The sequence below is a fragment of the Streptomyces sp. NRRL S-337 genome (assembly GCF_000720175.1).
Classification (GTDB): Bacteria; Actinomycetota; Actinomycetes; order Streptomycetales; family Streptomycetaceae; genus Streptomyces; species Streptomyces siderophoricus.
This window is the reverse complement of record NZ_JOIX01000002.1, coordinates 1-20238: the sequence shown is the minus strand read 5'-3', so window position 1 is coordinate 20238 and position 20238 is coordinate 1. Positions and strand designations below refer to the sequence as shown.

Here is a 20238-nt window from a genome sequence, read left to right as displayed (position 1 = left end):
TGGCTGTTTGCACTACGGGAAGCGATGACCTGCCGGACGACGTCCTGCGGTCTTCCCATGCCTTCGAAGTACGTTCGACATCGGGCGATCGCGACCGCTACTCAGGAATCCCGTCAACAAGAAGGAGCCGCCGTTCCAGGGCTGTCTTCCGGACCTCAAGCGCGTCCGCATACTCAGACGACGCGTACCACTCCTTGGCCCGATCCGCATCCGGGAACTCGACGACGACCACCCGCTGAGACGAGGACCAGGTACCCTCCAGGGCTTCGGGTACAGCACCACGGACGATATAGCGACCGCCGTAGCGTCGGATGGAAGCCTCCGCCAACTCCCGGTAGACGTCGGCCAGTTCCTCGTCCAGCACGTCAACCTCAGAAATCACGTAAGCAGCCATGCCAGCCATGCTGCCAGGCACGTCAAGAGGGTCGGGGAGGCGGCAGAGGGGCGGCCGACAGTGTGGGCGGCCCTGGCTCGCAGTCGTCACTGTCCGACGGGTTCGAGCGTCTCAGCTCGGTGCCGGGCGGCGGCCAGCAGGGGATAGTCGGTGTATCCGGTCTCACCGCCCGTGTACATCAGGCCCTGGTCTTGCACCTGATTGATCGGCGCTCCGATGCGCAGTCGTTCCACGAGGTCGGGGTTGGCGAGGAACGGACGGCCGAGTGAGATCAGGTCGGCTCCGGCGCCAAGAAGCCGCTCGCTCTCGTTCTTTCCTCCGTCGACCGGCAACGGCTTCCCCGACCCGAGGACCGGGTTGGCGATCAGCGTGCCTGGCCAGGTCTTACGGATCTCCTGGAAGAGCGGCTGCTCCGGATCCGCGAAGACCACGTGCAGATAGGCAAGACCGGTATCGGCCAGGGCGGCGATGAGCGCCGGGTAAATCTCATTGGTATCGCCCTCGTTTATGCCGTTGACGGTGAGTCCGGGTGCGAACCGCACGCCTACCCGCTCGGGGCCGATCGCGTCGGCGACGGCCTGGACCACCTCGACGGTGAACCGAATGCGGTGAGCCACCGATCCACCGTAGGCGTCGGTGCGGTGGTTGGTTCCCTGCGCCAGGAACTGATGCAGGAGATAGCCGTTGGCGGCATGCACCTCCACTCCGGCGAAGCCGGCGTCGATGGCGTTGCGTGCGGCAGCAGCGAAGTCGGCCACGGTGGTGTGGATCTCGTCGATCGTCATCTGACGGGGCACGACGGCGTTCTGGTGCCCGCTGGGGGTGTAGATCGTCTCCGGGAGCGGAATGGGCGAGGGCGCAACCGGCGTCAGCCCGCTGGTGTCGGGGTGACCGATCCGGCCGCCGTGCTGCAGCTGCAGGAACATCCGGCCGCCCGCGGCGCGCACGGCGTCGGTGACGTGTCGCCATCCGGCCACATGTTCATCGTTGTAGATCGCGGTGATGTTGGGGTAGGTCTGTCCGACGGCGTTCGGTGTGGATGCCTCGGCGATGATCAGCCCCGCTGAGGCACGCTGGGCGTAGTAGTCGGCCATGATCGGTCGCGGGATGCCCGCGGCTGTCGCGCGGTTGCGGGTCATGGGCGCCATCACCAAACGGTTCGGCAGAGGCAGGGCGCCGAGGACGGCGGGCTCAAAGAGGCCGGAGTCGGCCGGTGTGTTCGTCATGCCGGTACGGTAGAACCTGACACTGGTGTCAGGTTCAAGTCCCGGGTTGGCATGCGAGGTGGGGAATGCGGATCGGTGAACTGGCTCGGCGCAGTGGCGTGAGCGAGCGTTCGCTGCGTTATTACGAGGCGCAGGGGCTGCTGAGAGCCGAGCGTACCCCGGGTGGCCAACGGCATTACGGTGAGTGGGCGGTCGACCGGGTCATCCGCATCCAAGCCCTCTACGCCGCCGGGCTGAACAGCAAGAAGATCGCGCGGCTGCTCCCCTGCATGCGGGACACGGACGGGGCCCCGAACGAGATTGCCACGCCACGGCTGGTCAACGAACTCACTGCAGAACGGGGTCGCATCGATCGACTGATTACGGACCTGCTCCGCTCCCGCGACGTCCTGGACGAAGTCATCGCCACAGCCTCGGCCGGAGTACACGCCTCCGTCATCTCTCGCGCCGACACGGTCGGGGCCAACGACGGATAGAGCAATCGAAAGAGGCCACGCGGCGCCGCCGAGGCCACGACCCATACGACAGTCAACCTCAACCCCGGTAGATGCCCGGCAGGTGGGGGATGAAGGTGAGCACGTCCGGGGAGCCTCTGAGCAAGGGGTGGGGATTTCAACGAGCCCCAACACCAGGACCAGGCATTGCTGCCCGTCACGGCACGGTCCCGTCCCGTTCCCGAGCTGGTACGCGGCCGCCGGTCGACGGCCGTGTTGCGCCTCCTCCGACGACCGCTCGCCCTGGAGCGGGGGTTCCCCCGCGACGGAAACTCGGATGCGGGTGCTGCACTGCCACCCTAGGCTGCGCTCGCGGCAAGGGCGAGGAGCCGTATCGGCCGTCAGTGGATCGGAGATGCACGGGGTATGACCAGTCAACTGTTCGCGATCTGCTTCAATGCGACCCGGCCGTCGAGCCTGGCGCGGTTCTGGTCCGGGGTCCTGGGTTGGGAGTTGGCCGATGGTCCGGACGACAACGTCGCGATCCTGCCCCCTGATGCCGCCGGGTTCCGCATTCGTTTCCTGCCGAGCCAGGAGCCGAAGATCGGTCAGAACCGCGCGCACTTCGACTTGACGAGCACCTCTCCGGAGGACCAGCAGCAGACGGTGGCCAGGGCCCTGGAGCTCGGCGGGAAACACATCGACGTGGGCCAACTACCGGAACAGGGACATGTGGTGCTCGCCGATCCAGACGGCAACGAGTTCTGCGTCATCGAGGCCGGCAACAAGTTCCTCGCCGACACCGGCTTCATCGGAGCGCTGGCCTGCGACGGTACGCAGGAGGTCGGTTATTTCTGGAGCGAGGCCCTGCGGTGGCCGCTGGTCTGGGACCAGGACCAGGAGACGGCGATCCAATCGCCGAACGGCGGTACGAAGATCACGTGGGGTGGTCCTCCGGTGGCACCGAAGACGGGTACGAACAGGCTATACCTGGAGCTGGCGGTCCCCGCCGACGCCGACTGGGAGGCGGAGATCGACCGCCTGATCTCGCTGGGCGCGACGCGCACCGACACCGGTGAGGGCGACGGCAGCCGGGCGCTGATGCTCGACCCCGACGGCAACGAGTTCTCCGTACAGAGGCCCCGGTAGCTGGCTGTTGTCGGGTGGACTGTGCTTCATGGGCGGGCGTGGGGCCGGCGACGTGCAGGCGTGAGCCCGCGTGGGCCGGCCCGTCCCACCCACCGGACCGACCGCGGGCCTGGTCGCCTCACAAAGGTCTCTTCCCCTCACCGGGCAAGAGACCTTTTCCGCATCAGCCCTGCACGGCGTCCTGCGCCTGCGCCCGCGGGGTCTCCTTCTGGCACCGGATCGAGGCGGCGGCCAGCGGTAAGGGCTCTGAGGTGCTAGTGAGCGTTGCGCTCTGCTGCGGCATGCCACCATCCGGGCGGAGATGAGCCAGTGACGTTGGCGGTGGGCTGGTCGGGGTGGAGTCCGAGCCGCCGGAGCGCGTTGGCGCGGACGCGGACATCGAACCAGCCGTGCCAGTGGCCGTCAGGGCCGATGCCGCAGGCCAAGCCCCACCGGATTTCATGAGGGTCGAAGGGCATCCAGTCGATGCCGCGGTCGCGCAGTCAAGCGCGTGCCGCTGCCATCGGCGGGAGACGCCCTGGGAGGTTTTCGTACGCGACGATGGTGATCCAGTCCGTGCTCGGTGTGTCCATGGCATCCATGATGCCGGACGGCTGCCCACACCCCATAGTCATTCGTTGAGGACCGCGATGGGGGCGGTGGCCTGGCCTTGGCACTGCTGGTGAGTCGCGCCACTGGCTGAGCGTGAGGGGAGCGAGAGCAGAGGTGACGCTGTTCGCGCGGGCACATCGCCATCTCCCCTGCCGACTACCGCCGCGCCTTCCCTCGGCAGTCGCCCGAAGGGAAGGTCACCAACCCGTCGGGGTAGATACACAGCCGAGTTCCCAGCCGGCGCGGCGACTTCCCGCCCGGCGTGCAGATGTCTGAGACGGAGCCGAAGAGTAGCCGCCGCGGCTGTAGGGTCCGCGATCCGATGCGCATGCCGACTGAGGTTGCGCCGTGAATGCGCACATCCGGGTTTTGCTGCGCAGGGGCCCCGGACCCTGATTGCCAGCTGTCGATCTTCGTCAGCTGTCTACTGGGGCTTGAAGGAACGGATCTGGTAGTTGCCCTGCAGGTTGCCGCCCGCTCCGGCGTGGGTGGACCCGACGCGGCCGTGGTAGTTGGTTTGCGTGTAGTACTGCACCCGGTGTCCGGTTCCGTTCCAAAGGGAGCGCACGTTCTGTCCCCTGCGGATGAAGGAACAGTCGTCGGCGGTGTTGGCCTTCGACCTCTGCGACCACTGGCAACGGGTGCCGCCACCGTTCCAGTTGCTGTAGATGCAGAAGTATCCGGGGGTACAGCGGTAGGACGCCGCATGGGCAGGGGCCGAGGAGACGGCCGTCGCGGTGGGCACTAAGCCGAATACGGCGGCCAAAGCGGCAGCGGTGACGGTGAACGAGCGAATGCGGCGCATGATGAGACCTCCACTACGAGTTGGCGATGCCACGCGGCAGGACAGCCGGGTCGGTATGCCCGGCCCTGCAGCGCGCCACCGGTCTACCCAAAGAGGAAGGTACGCACGCGAACAGAAATGGAGAACCACCTGTGTGGGTGAACTGCCCGTGTAGGCCGGGGCATTCTGTGCCGCTGCGATAACCACCGCATGTCTTTGGTTTGGTCACCCTTTCCGCCGGCTGGGAGAAAGAGGCCAGTGCCCTGGCTGGTATTCCTGCCTCTCAGCAGTGTTGTTGTTAGTTGGCTGACTGGTGGGGTTGGTGGGCTGCCATGAGCGAGGTCGGGCTGAAAGACGCTTGGCCAGGCGATGGCGTTCCAGGGCAATCCCCGGCACACGCATAAGGACCTCCAGCACCACACCACTACTGGCGTTGCCGCCTTTCTCGCTGCCTACCGCTGAACCCAGAGTCCGGCCCGAACTCCCCGAGCATGCTGTAGTCGCGCACACAGGCCTGCGCTGTCGTAAGCCGTGAACATTTCGGCCGCGAGTGCGCGGCGAGCACATTTGCGTGACCGTTCGAGGGGACACCACATGAGGCAGCAAGGGACCATCGCGATAAAGCGCATGGATGGATCAGCCGCTGTGCGGGCCGAGAATGTGTTCAAGATGATCTACGCCGAAGCGTTCGCCGAGCCTCCTTACACGAGACGGAGGACGATGTCGCCGCCGCCTTCCGCCGCTTCCCCGTACAGGCTCGCAACCGGACCTTTCCCGCTGCTTTGGCCCGCACCGAGGACGGCGAGGCGATCGGCATGGCGTACGGCTACTCGCTCGGGCCCGACACGGTGTGGTGGGACGAACTGACCGAGCCGGTGCCCGACGACATGCGGCGCGAGGACGGGCACCGCACCTTCGGGCTCATGGAACTCGCCGTGCGCGGACCGTGGCGCGGACAGGGTGTTGCGCAGCGTCTGCACAAGACGCTGCGCAACGCCATCGGGGCCGAGCGGGTGCTACTGAACGTCCACCCGGCGAGCAAGGCGGCGTCGGCCGCATACCGGGCGTGGGGATACCGCAAGATCGGCGAGGCGCGGCCGTGGGGCGGGGACACGGACCTCCATTTTGCGGCGCGAGGGCGCAGATCCCCTCCGGAGGGGCCTGGCCATGGAGCCGGCAGGCGGAGGACCGAGCTCTGCTGGTCGCCGCGTGCTGGCGGACGAACCTGACACACTGACACTCCGGCAGCCGAGGCCCAGCTCATCGGTATCTCGCATGCGGCAGCGGACCGCATCATTGACACCGCATCATTGACCACCTCGGGCCCGTCTACAACAGGGCAAGCGGTTCCGCAACGCTCCCGTGAACGTCAGGTCAGAATGTCCAGGTGGTGTACCACGTGGCCTGACTGGTGGGATGGGCCAGGTCGGTGGTGACTCCGCTGAGGCGGCCGTCGGAGCCGCGGGAGCCGATGTAGCGGCCCCTTGCGCCGTCGCTCCAGGCGATGACGAAGTAGATGGAGGTGCCGTCCACAAACCCTTGCTCAATGGTGCCCGTCGTCGAACTTCCCGTCCTGGCTGTGCCGGTGAGGTTGCCTTGGGCGTCCTGAGCCACGGAGAGCGTCGCGTTGGCCGAGTTGCTCTGGTAGATGGTCCAGAAACCCCCCACGTTGAAGTCGGCGGCCGCCGCCCGGACAAGCGGTGCCACGGAAGGCCGGTGCGCCGTCGCTGCCTGGGCGGCAGGGGCGAGGGTGATGCCACCCAGGGCGACGGCGAGCGACACGGCAGCCGTGGTGAGTCTGGCACGCATGAGGGTTCCTTCCCATAAAGGGTCATTTATGCGGCATGGGTGCTACTGCGAGCCATGAGCCTCGCAGTAGCAGCTGATCCCGGACAGGCGAGAACCGGTCATTGCCGCGCGGGCGACCTCGTCGTCCCACCGCACGCCCACAGGCCCCGTTCGGTATCAGCTCGATGCCCGACGCGAGGAACTGCGCACCGCGTTTCCCATCCGACGGCTTCGTCGGCCCGGCGGACGTCGCCGCGCTCGCCGTCCACCTCATGGTCAACAACGCGCTCACCGGTGGCACATACGACATCGATGGCAGCCAGCAGCCCCTTCAGCCACAAGAGTCCTACGGTCATTGCCGGAGTTCCGACTGGCCCTCCGGGCCGTGATCTGGTTCTGTGCCCGCTCCACCCCTCAATGTTCCGCCAACTGCCTCCATACTGAGGGCATTTGGTCGCCACGCAGGGATGAACGGTGAGGGGGCAACGTGGTGCCACAGCACTCCGAGCACAGACCGGACGTACGGACCGACGCCGAGACCAGGACCGCGGCCGACATCGAAACCACGACCAACATCGACGCCGACACCCACCTCGTCCGTGTCTCGCGCGATGAGTTCGCCCGGCGGGTGGTGGCCCGGGTCGCGCCCGAGGAGTTGCCGGCCTTCGCGCTGCTCTCCCGGCCGCGCGCCCGTACGTCGAGGCTGCGGGACACGCCGTTGGGCAGTGGCCTGGACGAGATGGTGGGGGCAGTCACCCCGGTGGGGGTGCTGGTCAGCGGTTGGGCGCTGACCGCGGTGGCGGGAGGCGCCGCCGACGAGATCAAGAACCGCAGTATGCGCCTGACCCGGGCCCTGCTCGACCGGCTGCCCCAGCGGGTGCGGCGCCGGGCGGAGACCGAGGAGGTGGCGGTGGCCGTCGCGGCGCTGAGCACGGAGCAACTGACCAGCGTACGGGCGTCGGTGCAGGCAAAGGCGGTGGCGCTCGGGATGCCGGCGGACCAGGCCGGAGTGCTCGCCGATGCCGTGGTCGGCGAACTGGCGCTGTTGAGACCCGACGGGGATGAGGAGCCGACGCGATGAAGCCCTCTGCCCCGCGCCCTTCGTACCCGCCGGGCCCGTCGGGCCCTTCCGGTTCCCTCGACATCGGAGCGTTCCCCTCCGATCTGTCGCTGATGCTGCTCCTGCTGGTCGTCACGGTCCTGGCCCAGGACCTGTTCTTCGCCCTGTGGATGGCCACGTTGCAGGCACCCGTGACGGAGCTGTGCACGGGCTCGCCCCTGGACTGTCCCAGGGATGCCGGCGCGATGGTCAGCGGCTCGGTGAACTACCTTCTGATGCTGCTCACGCCCGGGCTCGTGATCGGGGCGAGCACCAACTGGCTCCGGCAACGGCGTTCCACGCCGCTGGCCGAGACCCCGTTCCACGGTGCCGCAGAGGCGGTGGGGAGCCTCATCCGGGAGGCCCGACTGAGTGGAAAGCCGGTGGTGATGGTGGACCGGCGGCTGGCGTCGGGTGCATACGTCACCGGTCAGCAACGTCGGCCCTTGCTGATGCTCGGCCCGGAACTGCTGGTGCTGCGCGAGAAGGGCGACCACGGCCGGCGGATCTTCGAGACGGTGGTCCGGCACGAGCTGGCGCATCTGCGCGGCAGGGACCTGCAGACATACCAGGTGCTGACGGTGTTCCGCCCCTCCAACCTCTTAGCCGGGGCCTTCATCGCCTTCGCCATGACCCTGGACGTGCTCAACCGCAACGCCACGCCGGGCGCGCTGGCGGTCACCCTGCTCCGGGCCCTCCTGCTCACTCTGCTCGGCGAGCTGATCGCCCGCGCCTACCTGCGGGTCCGCGAACACCATGCCGACCTGCACGCCGGACTGTCCGACCGCGACGGACTGCTCGCCGCCCTCGGCGCGGACAGCGGCCGGGCGGACGGAACGGGCGCGGCCCGGTTGCGGTCCTGGCTGCGCCACCACCCACTGGGCCACGAACGGCTGGGCGTGGCCAGGACACCGGGCCGGGTGCTGGCCTCCTCGCCGGGGCGGGTGTTCCTCGGTGCGACCGTCGCCGGTGTGCTGCTGCCGACGCTCCAGGACATGCTGCTGCGGTTCTACGGACCCGAGAGCGGGGTCTTCACGATGATTCTGTGCGGGGTGCTCGTCGGGTTGGGTTTGACGCTGTTCGTGGGGTTCACGCTGTGGCGTCACCAGTGGTACGGGGCAGGTCCGGCCCGGCTCGGCCGGTCGGCGCTCACCGGCCTGATCGTGGCCGTGGGCGTGGTGGCGGGCGGTTGGCTCGCCCTCTACACGCGGGTGGCCGGCTTCGGTCTCTCCGGCATGCCGCTGTCGCCGTCGTTCCTCGCCGTGCTGGTCGTCGCGGCCGTGCTGCTGTGCGGCTGGCTCACGGTCGTCGGGGCGCAGTGGTACCGGGGCGATCCCGAGGCGCAACGCATGCCCCGGTTCCTGAAGTTGGCCGTCGTGCCGGCGTGCCTGCTTGGCGGGTGGCTGATGGCCGGTGTCTGGGTGTGGGGAGTGGCCCTTCAGAGCGTCCTGACCGCTTGCTCGACCAAGGTCTATCGGTGTGTGACGATCGTGCCGGAGCGGGACGTCGCCAAGGCGGTGACCGGGCTCATCGGACCTGGACCGGTGCTGGTGGCGGCAATTCTCATCGCCCTGGGCGTCCCGCTGGCCGCCCGTTTCGCCGCACCGGTCACCGACAGGATCCCGCGGGGCGGCCGGCCGCCGGGGCGCACTCCGTGATCGGCGGGGGAGTGCATGCTTGGCGCACGGCCCCACCCGCCGAGCCGAAGGGATGCCCGTCGGCCCAGGGGCTGTCAGCCCTGCCGAACGGCGACCAGGTCCAGTTCCCATTAACCTTCGGCCTGATCAGTAGCCTGGTTGCGGTATTCCTGCGCTGGGCATGGCGTTCCAGTTCGCCCCCAGTCGTTCCGGTTGATCGTGAGGCGGCAGAAGGCCCCGTGGTGGTGGCCCCGGCCCGCACATGGCGCGAGGGGCCTGGGTACGGGGCGTAGCGCGGCATCGGACCGATCTGTGCGCGGCATCTCGCCAGGCACCGGGGCCGCGGCCGGGCTGGCCGGGCCCGGTGCACGGTGAGGGTGCGCGAGCACAGCGCGGCGACGGGCGCCGTGACGGGCCACATCATCGCAGCCGTCGCCCGTCGCCCGTCGCCCGCGGGCCGCCCAGCGAGCCCGTGCGGGCAACCCGGACTCGTCCCATGCTGGAGAAGAGGGGGTTCAGGCGACGGAAGAAGTGGTGAGCATGCAGACCGTTGTGGACCTCACGCGCTGCCAGGGCTATGCGCAGTGCGTGTTCCTCGCGCCGGACGTGTTCCAGCTGCACGGGGAAGAGGGGTTGCTGTACGCCACGGCCGTCCCCGACGACCAGGTCGAACGGGTGCGCCAGGCCGCGGCGGCCTGCCCGGTACAGGCGATCCTCCTGGGCGAGGAGGTGAGCGCCGGTGTCCGGTGACCTCAAGGACGGCCGCATCGTCATCGTCGGCGCGTCGCTGGCCGGACTGCGGGCCGCGGAGGCGCTGCGTACGGAGGGCTTCACCGGCTCACTGACCGTGGTCGGGGACGAGCCCCATCCGCCCTACGACCGGCCGCCACTGTCGAAACAGGTACTCCTGGGCCAGGCAGCGGCGGACACCACCGGACTGCCGATGCGGTGCGACCCGGACGCCGACTGGCGGCTGGGAGTGCGGGCCACCGGGCTGGACCCCCTCGCGAAGCGGGTGCAGCTGGAGAACGGCGAGGCACTGCCGTACGACCGGGTGCTGATCGCCACCGGAACCCGTGCGCGGCCCTGGCCGAAGCCGGAGGAGGCCGCCCTGGACGGGGTGTTCACGCTGCGTACCAGGGACGAAGCCGGGAGCTTGGCCGAGCGACTGGCCGCCGGGCCGCAGCGGGTGCTGGTGATCGGTGGCGGCTTCACCGGCTCGGAGATCGCCTCGGCCTGCCGCGAGCGCGGGCTGGAGGTCACGGTCGCCGAACGCGGGCCCGCGCCCCTGGTGGGCGCGCTCGGCGGCACCCTGTCGAAGCTCGCCGCCGTCATGCAGCGCAATCACGGCGTGGACCTGCGGTGCGGGGTCACGGTGACCACCCTGCGCGGGGACGGGAATGGCCAGTTCACCGGTGCGGACCTGTCCGACGGCAGTCGCGTCGAGGCGGACGTGTGCGTCGTGGCGCTGGGCGCCGTGCGGAACGTGGAGTGGCTCGCGGAGTGCGGGCTGGCCGCAGGCCCGCGCGGGATCGCCTGCGACGCCGGCTGCCGGGCCTTCACCATGTACGGGATCGTCACCGACGACGTCTTCGTGGCCGGCGATGTGTCCCGCTTCCCCCACCCGCTGTTCGGCTACCAGATGCTCTCCCTGGAGCACTGGGGCAACGCGGTCGCCCAGGCCGATGTGGCGGCCCACAACATGGTCAACCCGGGTCCACTGCAGCGCCCGCACCTCGCCATCCCGACGTTCTGGTCGACCCAGTTCGGATTCAACATCAAGTCGGTGGGCGTGCCCACCTTCTCCGACCACGTAGTCATCGCCCAGGGCTCCCTGGAGGCGCGCCGGCTGGTGATGGCCTACGGCTACCAGGGGCGGACCACCGCCGCGGTCACCGTCGACATGGCCAAGTCGCTCGACTACTACCGGCACCTGATCGAGACGGCCGCTCCGTTCCCGCCCCCGTCCGGTGCGGCGGACCGTGCGCTCGCGGCCGACATCCCGATCCCTTCCGACGTGCCGGACCCGAAGCTGCTCTCCCACGGGCCCACCGTGGCACTCACCGGATACCTGCCCGATCGCCGACTGACCGTGGTGCAGCCCGCGCGCTGAGCTACGCCCCGCCCCACCCCGAGGAGCGCCCCCATGGACTCCGGCACCCTGGACTCCCAGACCCTGCTGGCACGGATCACCGACTACGCCAGTCGTCCCAATCCCTACCCGCTGTACGCGGAACTCCGCAGCGCCGGTCCTGCGGTGCGGCAGAGCGACGGCAGCTATCTGATCGGCACGTATCACGAGATCGCCACCCTGCTCCACGACCCGCGCATGAGCGCCGATCCCCGCTCCCGCGGCGAGAGCGAGATGACCCACAAGCCGCCCTTCCTACGGCTCGACGATCCCGAGCACCACCGGCTGCGCACCCTGGCCATGCGACCGTTCGGCCCGCCGCACAGTCCGGGCCGGGTCGATGCCATGCGCGGCGAGATCGACGAGATCACCAAAGAGTTGATGGGGTCCTTCCAGGCGGGGCGCCAGGTCGACATCGTCGATGATTTCGCCTACCCGCTGCCCGTCACCGTCATCTGCCGGCTGCTCGGCGTGCCGCGCGAGGACGAGCCGCGGTTCCGGGAATGGTCCGACGCCCTGGTCGCATCCGCCGACATGCGGCCGGAAGACGACTCCACCGAGCTGGCCCGGGTGGGCGATCAGGCGCGGATGGAGATGGGCGGGTACCTGGTCGACCTCGCCGAACAGCGCCGTGGCCATCCGACCGGCGACATGCTGTCCGACTTCGTCAACGAGCCGGACCCCGACCTGCGGCTCACCCAGGAGGAACTCGCGTCAACCGCCGTGCTGTTGCTCATCGCGGGACACGAGACCACGGTCAACCTCATCGCCAACGGGGTGCTCACCCTGCTGCGCCATCCCGAGCACCTGGACCAGCTGCGGCGCGAGCCCGGCCTGATGCCGCGGGTGGTGGAGGAACTGCTGCGCTACGAACCGCCGGTCCACATGCGGCAGCGCATTCCGCTCGACGACATCGAGGTCACCGGCACCACGATCGCCCGGGGCACGCCCGTGGTACTGGTGTTGGCTTCAGGCAACCGTGACCCGATGCGGTTCCACGAGCCCGACCGGTTCGATCCCACCCGCCCGGACAACGAGCACTTCGGCTTCGGCAGCGGCATCCATCTCTGCTACGGCGGCCCCCTGGCCCGCATCGAGGCCGAGTCCGCACTGCGCGCGCTGGTCCCGTACCTCGGCACCGCCCGCCTGGGCCAGGACCCGCCCCCGTACCGGCAGAACGCCATGCTCCGCGGTCCCCGCCACCTGCCGGTCGACCTGAAGGTACCCGTCCCGCACTGAGCAAGCCGTCGGTCTGTGAACCTGCCTGTCCGCGCCGGCAGGTGGGTGGCCGACGACGCGGCAGGGTGGCCGACGACGCGGCACGGTCGATAACAGTTCGGCCGGGGACGAACGGTTCGCTCACGAGCTTCGTTTCCCCCGCACGGGCCGGGCATCCGACCCCACCCCACTGGTCGGAAACCAGGCATGCCCAGTGACCGTCAGGAACACCCGGCCGCCGCGGGGCGAGACCATCGTGCGGCATGTGCAGGTGCCCGGGGCCGACGATCCCCGCAGGTCCGGGTACGCACAGGCGGTGAACACCGGCGAACTGCTCTTCAACGCAGGTGCGGCCGATCGGCGGTGAGGGGCAGCAAGTCGCGGATGGCTCTTAGTGGTGCCGTTGGGGTGCACCCAACGCGACAGATGTTTCGCAGGAGTGAGGCCCGCTTGGATGTACCCGATCACTCCGCTGATCTAGGGTTTTTGCGGTGGTTGGCATTGAAACGCGCTTTCTTCTGACGGTTGCCGCACGTGTTCATGTCGCACCATTTGCGGGTGCGGCTTTGGCTGGTGTCGAAGAAGGCGGCTCGGCAGGTTGGTGAGGCACACAAGGCCAATTTTCCGTCTCGTTCGCCCGCGATGATGCTGATCGCGTCGGCGGCGATCACGCTGAGGGCATCTTCCACGCAGGAAGCCGAGCTGAGCCGCCATCGCCGCTTACCCTCGGGCGTCAGGATGGCCGCGGCCCGACCCTGAGTGCTGCAGTCATTGATGACTTGGACAGCAGATGCGGGGAGAGCGTCCTGGATCGCGGCCGCTGTCGCGGCGGCGTGAATCGACTCCCTCAGTTCCCGGGCGAGGTCGAGCTGGGCAGGGGTGCAGGACTCCACGGCGAGACCGCTCACTGTCAGCCAGTCGACGAGTCGGTGCGGCACGGGAATGCGCTCCACAGCGTCGCCGTGACGCTCCGACAGAGTCCCCGTGAAGCTGGTCGCCAGCACGTTGCCGAGGCGGAAGTCAGGGAAGACAGCACGCATGGAACCACCTTAGCTGGTTGCAGCGCGGCCTGGAGGCTGCTAGAACCGTCTTAGCCGGTTCGCGGCAGGTCGTAGCCGGCTCCACGATGGCCAGGAGGTCTCATGCCCCGACCGACCAGCGACGTGCAAGCATTTGAAGCCCACGCAACTGACGCCGACCTCGACGATCTGCGCGCGCGACTGGCCGCGGCGCGACTGCCCGAGGCCGAGACCGTTCATCGCGCCGCGCCCGGCCCTCTCCGTTGGGAGCAGGGCGTTCCGCTCGCCGACCTCGTCGATGTCGTGAACTACTGGCGCACCGGGTACAACTGGCGGTCGTTCGAAGCGCGGCTCAACCAGATCGGCCAGTTCCGCATGACCATTGACGATCTGGGAATCCACTTCCTGCACCGCCGATCCGCGCGCGCGGACGCCACTCCTCTGATCTTGACGCACGGCTGGCCGGGCAGCATTGCTGAATTCATCGATGTAGTGGACGAGCTGGCAGATCCGAAAGATGCTGACGCGCCGGCGTTCCACGTCGTGGTCCCGTCGCTACCAGGCTTTGGTTACAGCGACAAGCCGGCCACCACCGGGTGGGGAACCGAAAAGATCGCGGCCGCATGGGTGGAACTCATGGGACGGCTCGGATACAGCAAGTTCGCAGCCCACGGCGGCGACTGGGGAGGCAATATCACCACGGTCATCGGCGGCAGGTTCCCGGCGCACGTTCTCGGCATCCACACAACGTTCGCGGAGGCACCGCCCGGGTTGACAACGGACGGGCTGACGGCGGTCGAGCGCAAGTGGGCCGAGGAAACCCGCCATTTCTGGCGCCACCGCGCGGCGTACGCGAAACAGCAGGCAACCCGACCGCAGACCATCGGCTACTCGCTCGTCGACTCCCCGATCGGGCTTCTCGCCTGGATCTTCGACAAGTTCGCCGAGTGGTCGGACACCGAGGACAGCCCGTTCGAGAGGATTTCCAGAGACCGCATTCTCGACGACGTCACCCTGTATTGGCTGACCCGGACCGGCGCATCGGCGGCCCGCATTTACTACGAAAGCCACAACTCGCTCGACCCCGAACTTCGGGTCGACGTCCCGTCAGCAGTCACCATGTATCCCCGCGACATCGAGAAGTGTCCGCGCCCCTGGGCGCAGGAGCGGTACCGACAGATCGTCCGATGGCGGTCGCCCGAAATCGGGGGACATTTTCCGTCGCTGGAGGTTCCCGAGTATTTCGTCAAAGACCTACAAGAGGGCCTCGCGGCAGTGCTGGCCGCCAATCGGTGAACGCGGCTTGGTGCCGGCGCTCGATCATCGCCTGGTCCGGCTCAAGGCGTTGCCCGACGGCTTCCAGGCCGAGTTGTCGAGGTCTTTCGGATGGTAGACCTCGACGCCTACCCGCCAGCACCCCCGACTGCACTCTCAACTGCGAAGGCCGGATGGGAACGCGTCGCTGGAAGCGAACAACGGCGCCTTCCCGCCGTCCGCAGGATTCACCGAAGACAGCGAGTGGCAGCGGAAGTCATCTTGATTGATCATGCACAGGCGTGCGCAGTGACTCTCCAACACACCGCGACACGAAGATCGGCATCCACTCAACGCAAGCGACCACAAGAAGTGGACCAGAACCCGTTGAGAGCTACGCAGCCACCTGCAGTTGCTGCAGTTGCTGCAAGACCTGCCGATCTGCTCGACGGCGGCGGAATGAGAAGACCACCGAAGATCTCCGCGCTCACCCGGGATGGCGATCTTGGGTGAGGAGGGGCGCTGGATCACAGCCGGGCGATGATCAGTGCGATGTCGTCGCGGCCGCCGCCGGCCAGGCCGAGGCGGGCCAGGACGGTGTCGGCCATGTGCTCCGGGGTGAGCTGGCTGGACTGGCTGAGGGTATTTACCAGCCGGGCCAGGCCGGTGTCGATGTCTTCGTCGCGGCGTTCGATCAGGCCGTCGGTGTAGAGCACGAGGGTGTCGCCGGTGCTGTAGGTGGCCGTGGCCTGGGGACGGGGGACGTGTAGGGGGCGAACGCCCAGGGGCGGGTCGGTGGCCTGGTCCAGCAGCTCGCAGGCGCCGTCGGCGCGTAGCAGGATCGGGGGCGGGTGGCCGGCGTTGCTGTAGATGATCAGGCAGCTTGTGGGGTCGACCAGTGCTTTGACGGCGGTGGTGTTCAGCGCGCCGTCGACCGAGCGGGCGTACAGCCCCAGTACCTCCAGCGCCTGGGCCGGCCGCTCCAGGGCGCGGATGGCCGCGCTCAGTGCGCTGCGGAGCATTCCCATGACGGCGGCGGCCTCCAGGCCGTGACCGACGACGTCGCCCACCGCCAACGAGAAGCGGCCGTCGGTCAGGTCTGCCACGTCATACCAGTCGCCGCACACGTTCAGCGATCCGGCTGCGGGCAGATAGCGCACGGCGACGTTTGGGTGCCGGGCCAGGTCGGGTACCTGGAGCATGCCCTCCTGCAAGGTGACGGCCACCTGGCGCTCGCGGGCGTGGGCCCGCCGGAGCTCCTCGTTCAGCCGCTGCAGCTCCCGGGCCCGCGCGTACAGCTCGGCCTCCAACGCTTCGCGTTCGGTCAGCTGCTCGGTCGGCGGCCGGGCACCGGTGCGAGCTTGGACGAACGCCGTCACGTCCTCCACCCGGTGGATGATCCACTCCACCGAGCCGTCCGTGGCAAGGATCGGCGTGTTGACCGGGGACCACCACCGCTCCTCAAACACCCCCGGCCGGCCCATGATGGGGATGTCGTACTTCTGCAGTGCCATCGGGTCGGGCTCGCCCGTGGTCAGGACGCGGTGCAGCGAGGCACTCAGGTTCCGTACCCCGTCGGCTTCGGGGTCGTCCGGGTTGTCCGGGAAGGCATCGAAGACGTATCTCCCGATCAGGTCTTCCCGCGTCCGGCCGGTCGCGTCGAGGTAGGCCTGGTTGACCTCCACGATCACCAGATCCGTTCCCAGCACCAGATACGGGCTCGGGGTGGCGGCGAACAGCGCTGCGTAATCCATGCCCGCCATGGCCACCGTCCCTTCTGCGCCCCCGGCCCCGGCCCGCCCAGCCCGGCCCTTTCACGCTACGGTCCGTCCCGCTCACCCGCCTGCTAGGACGACGTGGGCCGTAATCTTGCGCCCCAACGGCTTGCGAGGCAGCCCAGCCGGCCCAAGCTCGGCGGCCTGTGGCTCAGCCCTGCGGCGGGGCGCACTGGGCGATGTGGGCAGCCTGTCCTTGATCCTCCGGGGTGCTGTCATGGCTCGCGCAGGAATCGGCCACGAGCTGTGCCGGCAATCTGTCCTGGGGTGAGCGAGCAGGGGCGGGCTGAATGCCGGTGGGGAGGATGGCGATGGCCCGTCGTGATGACTGCTCCACGAGGCCACCCGGCGTCGGGCGGTCGGGCCCGCCTCCTGGTGACCGGCTGCGGCCTCCACGTCGCGTCGTTGACGCGCCTGGTCACGGCGGCCGGCCGCGCACGGCGTACGACGAGGCAAAAACGGCGTACGACTAGGCGTAAATCGCCGAACCCTCCGGGCGAGGGCGGCAGGTGAGCCGGAAGGCCCGATCGTCGTCCGCTACAACGCCCACCTGGCGGAGCTCACCGTGCCCGAGTACCTGGCGACCCTGCATGCCCTCCAGGAGCTTCCGGAGCTCGGCACCGACGGGCCGGTCGGCTACTGAGGCGCCGACGTGGGCACCGCGCTCGACACCGCGCAGCCCGCGGGGGAGTTCTTTCCCAGCACCTGATGTGCTTGGCCACGCCTGCCGGTTCGTCGGTGCGGCGGACGGGCAGGCGATGGTGGTCACCTCGCGGGCCCGGGCGCCAGGCGCCGTGGGCACCCCGCGGGCCCCGGGCGCGCCCGGCAAGGGCAGCGGCGGGGCGGTCGCGCCCGCCCTGAGCGCGCACGTCGCCGTCTACGCCGCGGAGGTGAGTTCGGCGCGGCCGAACAGCAGCGCGTAGCCGGAGGGGAGCTGTTGAAGGATGCGGGTGAGGAGGGCGGCGGGGCCGGCGCAGGCCGCAACGGCCGAGAAGACGGAGCCGGTGTCGGAGCCGGTGCCCCAGCGGTTGGTGGCCAGTGAGGCGCCGGTGCGGGCGGTCAGTTCGACGCGTTCGTCGCCGGTCAGTCGGCGTCCCAGTCCCGCGTGGACGAGGCGGACGGCTTCCTCGGCCTTCTCGAGGGTTGGGTAGGCGCCGTGGTAACGGATCGGCCCTGCTCCAGCATCTGCTCGTACGCCCTGTCGCAGGGCTGGAGTGAGCGGTGCGCTCTGGTCAGACATCACCGCGGTGATTGCCTGGCTGGCACCGCTGGCACCGCTGTCACCGAGTCGTGGTGGTCGGTGTACGGTCACCGGGCGGACGAGTGGGCGGTCAGATGGGCTGGGGGTGGCCGAAGAGCAGGTCGTAGCCCGCGGGAAGCTGGAGCAGGATCTCCTTCAGGAGGTCGTCGCCGGCGGCGTCGGCGACGGTACTGAGGACGGCGCTGACGTCCCAAGCCGCGGTCTGTTCAGTCGCGCCCTCGATCCAGGCCGCCGTCGCCCGCACGAACCGCTCAGGTGGCAGCGGCTCGGCGCTCTGCAGCGGGTTGAGGAGGATCAGGGCGAAGCCTTCCGGCAGACGCGCCGCCAGCTGGGCGCGTACCTCGCCCACCAGGTGTGCGCCCAGCAGGGCGAGCACCACGCGGGCCGCGCGTTCGGCCTCCTGCAAGGTCTCGTACTCGCCGCGTTCCTTCACATGGTCGAGAAACGCTTCACGTAGCACAGTCACGGCGGCCGCCACCCCTTCCTCGGTTCACGGGCGCGGAGGACGGGCGAGGGGGAGATCAGACACCCGTCCTCCGCCGCTGTTCAGCCCTCGTCTGTCCTGGTCAGCCGGAGATCTCCGTGCGGCCGGATCCGACGCCGATGCCGATCTTGCGGGGCTTGGCGCGCTCGGTGATCGGGATACGCAGGGTGAGCACGCCTGCGTCGTAGTCGGCCTGGATGCGCTCGGTGTCCAGCGTGTCGGCCAGCACGATCTGGCGGGAGAAGACGCCCTGCGGCCGTTCCGACAGCTCTATCTGCGCGTCGTCGGACTTCGCCACGGGCCGGCGCTCGGCCTTGACGGTCAGCATGTTCCGTTCGACATCAATGTCGATCGCGTCCGCGCTGACGCCGGGGAGGTCGAAGGCCACCACGTACTGGTCACCCTCGCGGTAGGCGTCCATCGGCATCGGGGACGGCCGTGACCAGGTACCCGGGCCCACCAGCTGCTGCGCCAGCCGGTCGAGCTCACGGAAGGGGTCAGTGCGCATCAACATCGGAAAACACCTCCAGGAGGTCCGGGGCAGTTGCTGCCAATGCGCCTCACTGAAACCGTTGTATCATGTCGTCCAGTGGATGACAAATATTACGTCATCTAAAGGATGACCCTGAGGGAGGTGCCCATGACCCCAGCCGACCAGCCGGCATCGTCCAGCGCCGACGCGCAGAGTCCCGCGTCGTTCCTCGCCGCCGCGGCAGCCCTTCAAGCCATAGACGACGCCCTGCATGCCGCTCGGCACAACGCGCCCGGCACTGCCGAGGCTCAAGACGTCGGCCCGGAGCAGGCCCTGGCCTCGCTTCTGCTGCTGCGGCAGGTACGTGAGCAACTCGCCGGATGGGAAACCGGCCTGATCGAAACCGCCCGCCACGCGGGTGCCAGCTGGGCCGACCTCGCTCACCCCCTCGGCGTCGCCAGCCGCCAAGCCGCCGAACGCCGCTACCTGCGCAACCGGCCCGGCCCCGCCGGAACCACCGGCGAACAACGCGTCCAGGCCATCCGCGAACGCCGCGCTGCCGAACGCACCACCGCCACCTGGGCCCGCCGCAATGCAGCCGTTCTGCGCAGCATCGCCGGTCAGATCACCGCCCTCACCGACCTGCCCACTGCGGCCAGCTTCCCGCTCAGCCAGCTCCACGCGGCCCTTGCCCACGACGACCCCGCCGAGCTCGTCCGCCCCCTCAACGCCACCCGCCCCCACCTGACCACCACCCACCCCGACCTCGCAGCACGACTTGACAGCCTCACACCCCCTGAACCGAGGAGGTAGTGGCCGCCGCCGTGGCACAGGGCGGTGGCAGCGAGTTCGGAGACCGTCAGGGCCAGCGTTTCCGCGGTTGGGAGGGCAGGGCCGAGTCGGGGGGAGGGCCGAGTCGAGGCTGTCAGCGAGAGCGCGGGCGACGTTGCGGGTGCGAGGGATGCCGGTGGGTCTGTCGCCGCCTTCAAGGGCGCCAGGGCTCCGGAGCCTGCCGTGCTGGGGATCGCCTGCTGTTCATGCGTTGTGCGCTCAAACCCGCTCCGGGGCCGTTGTGGTGGCGGGCTCAGCGTGTGACCGCCGGGCTGGCCCTCAGCAACTGCCGTGCAAGCAGGTCAAGCAGGATGCGGAACGGCAGTGGAGTGGCGGGGCCGGAATTGGTGGGTTCCTTCACTGGCTGCCGGGCCGAGCGGCCCCAGGGGCCGCATGCAGTACCCGCGGTATCCAGTAGTACAACCGAGTAACGAGTAACCAAATGAGGTAAGGAGCAGACGCCATCAGGATCGCCCGGGCGAAGCAGGACACCGCCCGGGTACCGCAGGCCCCGGATTGGAAGGTGGTCCCCGGTCACGCAACCGCGATCCCCGCACCTCCGCCCTCCCAGGCGGACCAGCGGAACAAGAAGGCCGGCGCAGTCAGCCGGTAGATGGTGTTGAAAGCTCGGGGCCCGGGTGCCAATACGGCACTCGGGCCCCTCGACGCGTCCCCGAAAGAAGAGGTCTAT

The 20238-nt window shown here is 68.8% G+C and carries 20 protein-coding genes and 2 pseudogenes; 12 read left to right on the top strand and 10 right to left on the bottom strand.

Annotated features, from left to right (window positions below; translation table 11 throughout):
• Nucleotides 1–97 precede the first annotated feature (97 nt).
• Nucleotides 98–394 carry a DUF1330 domain-containing protein gene (locus IG62_RS0102305; protein WP_030796888.1) on the bottom strand — a complete coding sequence of 99 codons (297 nt, stop codon included), beginning with the start codon at nucleotides 392–394 and terminating at the stop codon, nucleotides 98–100.
• 86 nt (nucleotides 395–480) lie between these two features.
• Complete coding sequence (locus tag IG62_RS0102300; RefSeq protein ID WP_051797475.1) at nucleotides 481–1620, bottom strand: alkene reductase; 1140 nt, start codon at nucleotides 1618–1620, stop codon at nucleotides 481–483.
• 65 nt (nucleotides 1621–1685) lie between these two features.
• Between IG62_RS0102300 and IG62_RS0102295 the strand changes: the two genes are divergently transcribed.
• Both IG62_RS0102295 and IG62_RS0102290 read left to right on the top strand, forming a co-directional pair.
• Nucleotides 1686–2096, top strand: a complete 411-nt coding sequence (locus tag IG62_RS0102295; RefSeq protein WP_030796885.1) for a MerR family transcriptional regulator — start codon at nucleotides 1686–1688, stop codon at nucleotides 2094–2096.
• A gap of 384 nt (nucleotides 2097–2480) precedes the next feature.
• Nucleotides 2481–3203 carry a VOC family protein gene (locus tag IG62_RS0102290; RefSeq protein WP_030796884.1) on the top strand — a complete coding sequence of 241 codons (723 nt, stop codon included), beginning with the start codon at nucleotides 2481–2483 and terminating at the stop codon, nucleotides 3201–3203.
• 254 nt (nucleotides 3204–3457) lie between these two features.
• On the opposite strand, the gene IG62_RS48250 is transcribed toward IG62_RS0102290, so the two are convergent.
• Both IG62_RS48250 and IG62_RS0102280 read right to left on the bottom strand, forming a co-directional pair.
• Nucleotides 3458–3661, bottom strand: a complete 204-nt coding sequence (locus tag IG62_RS48250; protein WP_078871761.1) for a hypothetical protein — start codon at nucleotides 3659–3661, stop codon at nucleotides 3458–3460.
• A 557-nt stretch (nucleotides 3662–4218) separates the two neighbouring features.
• Nucleotides 4219–4599, bottom strand: coding sequence for a peptidase inhibitor family I36 protein (locus IG62_RS0102280; protein ID WP_030796883.1), 381 nt, complete (start codon nucleotides 4597–4599; stop codon nucleotides 4219–4221).
• A gap of 573 nt (nucleotides 4600–5172) precedes the next feature.
• Between IG62_RS0102280 and IG62_RS41250 the strand changes: the two are divergent.
• A pseudogene (locus IG62_RS41250) lies at nucleotides 5173–5807 on the top strand (GNAT family N-acetyltransferase).
• A gap of 145 nt (nucleotides 5808–5952) precedes the next feature.
• Here IG62_RS41250 and IG62_RS0102270 read toward each other — a convergent pair.
• The gene (locus tag IG62_RS0102270; RefSeq protein WP_030796881.1) at nucleotides 5953–6387 is read right to left on the bottom strand and encodes a hypothetical protein; all 435 of its coding nucleotides are present in this window, start codon (nucleotides 6385–6387) and stop codon (nucleotides 5953–5955) included.
• Nucleotides 6388–6551: 164 nt separating this feature from the next.
• Between IG62_RS0102270 and IG62_RS44090 the strand changes: the two genes are divergently transcribed.
• The 7 genes from IG62_RS44090 to IG62_RS46965 all read left to right on the top strand — a co-directional run bounded on the left by IG62_RS44090 (nucleotide 6552) and on the right by IG62_RS46965 (nucleotide 12818).
• The gene (locus IG62_RS44090; protein WP_324604603.1) at nucleotides 6552–6755 is read left to right on the top strand and encodes a hypothetical protein; all 204 of its coding nucleotides are present in this window, start codon (nucleotides 6552–6554) and stop codon (nucleotides 6753–6755) included.
• Nucleotides 6756–6856: 101 nt separating this feature from the next.
• Nucleotides 6857–7447 (top strand): hypothetical protein, encoded by a 591-nt coding sequence (locus tag IG62_RS43000; RefSeq protein ID WP_158794945.1) that lies wholly within the window; start codon nucleotides 6857–6859, stop codon nucleotides 7445–7447.
• Nucleotides 7444–9123 (top strand): M48 family metalloprotease, encoded by a 1680-nt coding sequence (locus IG62_RS0102260; protein ID WP_030796875.1) that lies wholly within the window; start codon nucleotides 7444–7446, stop codon nucleotides 9121–9123. The genes IG62_RS43000 and IG62_RS0102260 overlap by 4 nt, the downstream gene beginning before the upstream one ends.
• A gap of 519 nt (nucleotides 9124–9642) precedes the next feature.
• Nucleotides 9643–9852: a ferredoxin gene (locus IG62_RS0102255; protein WP_030796872.1), complete on the top strand. Its 210-nt coding sequence runs from the start codon at nucleotides 9643–9645 to the stop codon at nucleotides 9850–9852.
• Complete coding sequence (locus tag IG62_RS0102250; RefSeq protein WP_030796870.1) at nucleotides 9842–11215, top strand: NAD(P)/FAD-dependent oxidoreductase; 1374 nt, start codon at nucleotides 9842–9844, stop codon at nucleotides 11213–11215. The genes IG62_RS0102255 and IG62_RS0102250 overlap by 11 nt, the downstream gene beginning before the upstream one ends.
• A gap of 48 nt (nucleotides 11216–11263) precedes the next feature.
• A complete protein-coding gene (locus IG62_RS0102245; RefSeq protein WP_030796867.1) occupies nucleotides 11264–12472 on the top strand; it encodes a cytochrome P450 in 1209 nt (402 codons plus the stop codon).
• A 193-nt stretch (nucleotides 12473–12665) separates the two neighbouring features.
• Nucleotides 12666–12818, top strand: a complete 153-nt coding sequence (locus IG62_RS46965) for a hypothetical protein (protein ID WP_158794944.1) — start codon at nucleotides 12666–12668, stop codon at nucleotides 12816–12818.
• A gap of 97 nt (nucleotides 12819–12915) precedes the next feature.
• Here IG62_RS46965 and IG62_RS0102235 read toward each other — a convergent pair whose 3' ends face one another.
• Nucleotides 12916–13491, bottom strand: coding sequence for a CGNR zinc finger domain-containing protein (locus IG62_RS0102235; RefSeq protein ID WP_030796864.1), 576 nt, complete (start codon nucleotides 13489–13491; stop codon nucleotides 12916–12918).
• Nucleotides 13492–13593: 102 nt separating this feature from the next.
• On the opposite strand from IG62_RS0102235, the gene IG62_RS0102230 reads away from it, so the two are divergent.
• Entirely contained in the window at nucleotides 13594–14766 is a 1173-nt protein-coding gene (locus tag IG62_RS0102230) for an epoxide hydrolase family protein (RefSeq protein WP_030796863.1), read from the top strand.
• A 485-nt stretch (nucleotides 14767–15251) separates the two neighbouring features.
• On the opposite strand, the gene IG62_RS0102225 is transcribed toward IG62_RS0102230, so the two are convergent.
• The 4 genes and pseudogenes from IG62_RS0102225 to IG62_RS0102210 all read right to left on the bottom strand — a co-directional run bounded on the left by IG62_RS0102225 (nucleotide 15252) and on the right by IG62_RS0102210 (nucleotide 18758).
• Nucleotides 15252–16487 carry a PP2C family protein-serine/threonine phosphatase gene (locus IG62_RS0102225; protein WP_030796861.1) on the bottom strand — a complete coding sequence of 412 codons (1236 nt, stop codon included), beginning with the start codon at nucleotides 16485–16487 and terminating at the stop codon, nucleotides 15252–15254.
• An 889-nt stretch (nucleotides 16488–17376) separates the two neighbouring features.
• Nucleotides 17377–17684: pseudogene (locus IG62_RS0102220) on the bottom strand (hypothetical protein).
• A 146-nt stretch (nucleotides 17685–17830) separates the two neighbouring features.
• Nucleotides 17831–18226 (bottom strand): DUF2267 domain-containing protein, encoded by a 396-nt coding sequence (locus tag IG62_RS0102215; protein ID WP_030796855.1) that lies wholly within the window; start codon nucleotides 18224–18226, stop codon nucleotides 17831–17833.
• Nucleotides 18227–18326: 100 nt separating this feature from the next.
• On the bottom strand, nucleotides 18327–18758 hold the full coding sequence (locus tag IG62_RS0102210) for an Hsp20/alpha crystallin family protein (protein WP_030796850.1): 432 nt from the start codon (nucleotides 18756–18758) through the stop codon (nucleotides 18327–18329).
• Between the two features lie 126 nt (nucleotides 18759–18884).
• Here IG62_RS0102210 and IG62_RS0102205 point away from each other — a divergent pair, with 126 nt between their 5' ends.
• Nucleotides 18885–19529 carry a hypothetical protein gene (locus tag IG62_RS0102205; protein WP_030796848.1) on the top strand — a complete coding sequence of 215 codons (645 nt, stop codon included), beginning with the start codon at nucleotides 18885–18887 and terminating at the stop codon, nucleotides 19527–19529.
• The last annotated feature ends 709 nt before the right edge of the window (nucleotides 19530–20238 follow it).

What these genes read in the sequence shown, in the direction of transcription:
- IG62_RS0102295 (WP_030796885.1), top strand. Translation starts at nt 1,686, where the DNA reads ATGCGGATCGGTGAACTGGCTCGGCGCAGTGGCGTGAGCGAGCGTTCG.
- IG62_RS0102260 (WP_030796875.1), top strand. Translation starts at nt 7,444, where the DNA reads ATGAAGCCCTCTGCCCCGCGCCCTTCGTACCCGCCGGGCCCGTCGGGC.
- IG62_RS0102305 (WP_030796888.1), bottom strand. Translation starts at nt 394, where the DNA reads ATGGCTGCTTACGTGATTTCTGAGGTTGACGTGCTGGACGAGGAACTG.
- IG62_RS0102230 (WP_030796863.1), top strand. Translation starts at nt 13,594, where the DNA reads ATGCCCCGACCGACCAGCGACGTGCAAGCATTTGAAGCCCACGCAACT.
- IG62_RS44090 (WP_324604603.1), top strand. Translation starts at nt 6,552, where the DNA reads ATGCCCGACGCGAGGAACTGCGCACCGCGTTTCCCATCCGACGGCTTC.
- IG62_RS0102270 (WP_030796881.1), bottom strand. Translation starts at nt 6,387, where the DNA reads ATGCGTGCCAGACTCACCACGGCTGCCGTGTCGCTCGCCGTCGCCCTG.
- IG62_RS0102205 (WP_030796848.1), top strand. Translation starts at nt 18,885, where the DNA reads ATGACCCCAGCCGACCAGCCGGCATCGTCCAGCGCCGACGCGCAGAGT.
- IG62_RS48250 (WP_078871761.1), bottom strand. Translation starts at nt 3,661, where the DNA reads ATGCCCTTCGACCCTCATGAAATCCGGTGGGGCTTGGCCTGCGGCATC.
- IG62_RS0102210 (WP_030796850.1), bottom strand. Translation starts at nt 18,758, where the DNA reads ATGTTGATGCGCACTGACCCCTTCCGTGAGCTCGACCGGCTGGCGCAG.
- IG62_RS0102225 (WP_030796861.1), bottom strand. Translation starts at nt 16,487, where the DNA reads ATGGCGGGCATGGATTACGCAGCGCTGTTCGCCGCCACCCCGAGCCCG.
- IG62_RS0102290 (WP_030796884.1), top strand. Translation starts at nt 2,481, where the DNA reads ATGACCAGTCAACTGTTCGCGATCTGCTTCAATGCGACCCGGCCGTCG.
- IG62_RS0102235 (WP_030796864.1), bottom strand. Translation starts at nt 13,491, where the DNA reads ATGCGTGCTGTCTTCCCTGACTTCCGCCTCGGCAACGTGCTGGCGACC.
- IG62_RS0102255 (WP_030796872.1), top strand. Translation starts at nt 9,643, where the DNA reads ATGCAGACCGTTGTGGACCTCACGCGCTGCCAGGGCTATGCGCAGTGC.
- IG62_RS0102300 (WP_051797475.1), bottom strand. Translation starts at nt 1,620, where the DNA reads ATGACGAACACACCGGCCGACTCCGGCCTCTTTGAGCCCGCCGTCCTC.
- IG62_RS0102280 (WP_030796883.1), bottom strand. Translation starts at nt 4,599, where the DNA reads ATGCGCCGCATTCGCTCGTTCACCGTCACCGCTGCCGCTTTGGCCGCC.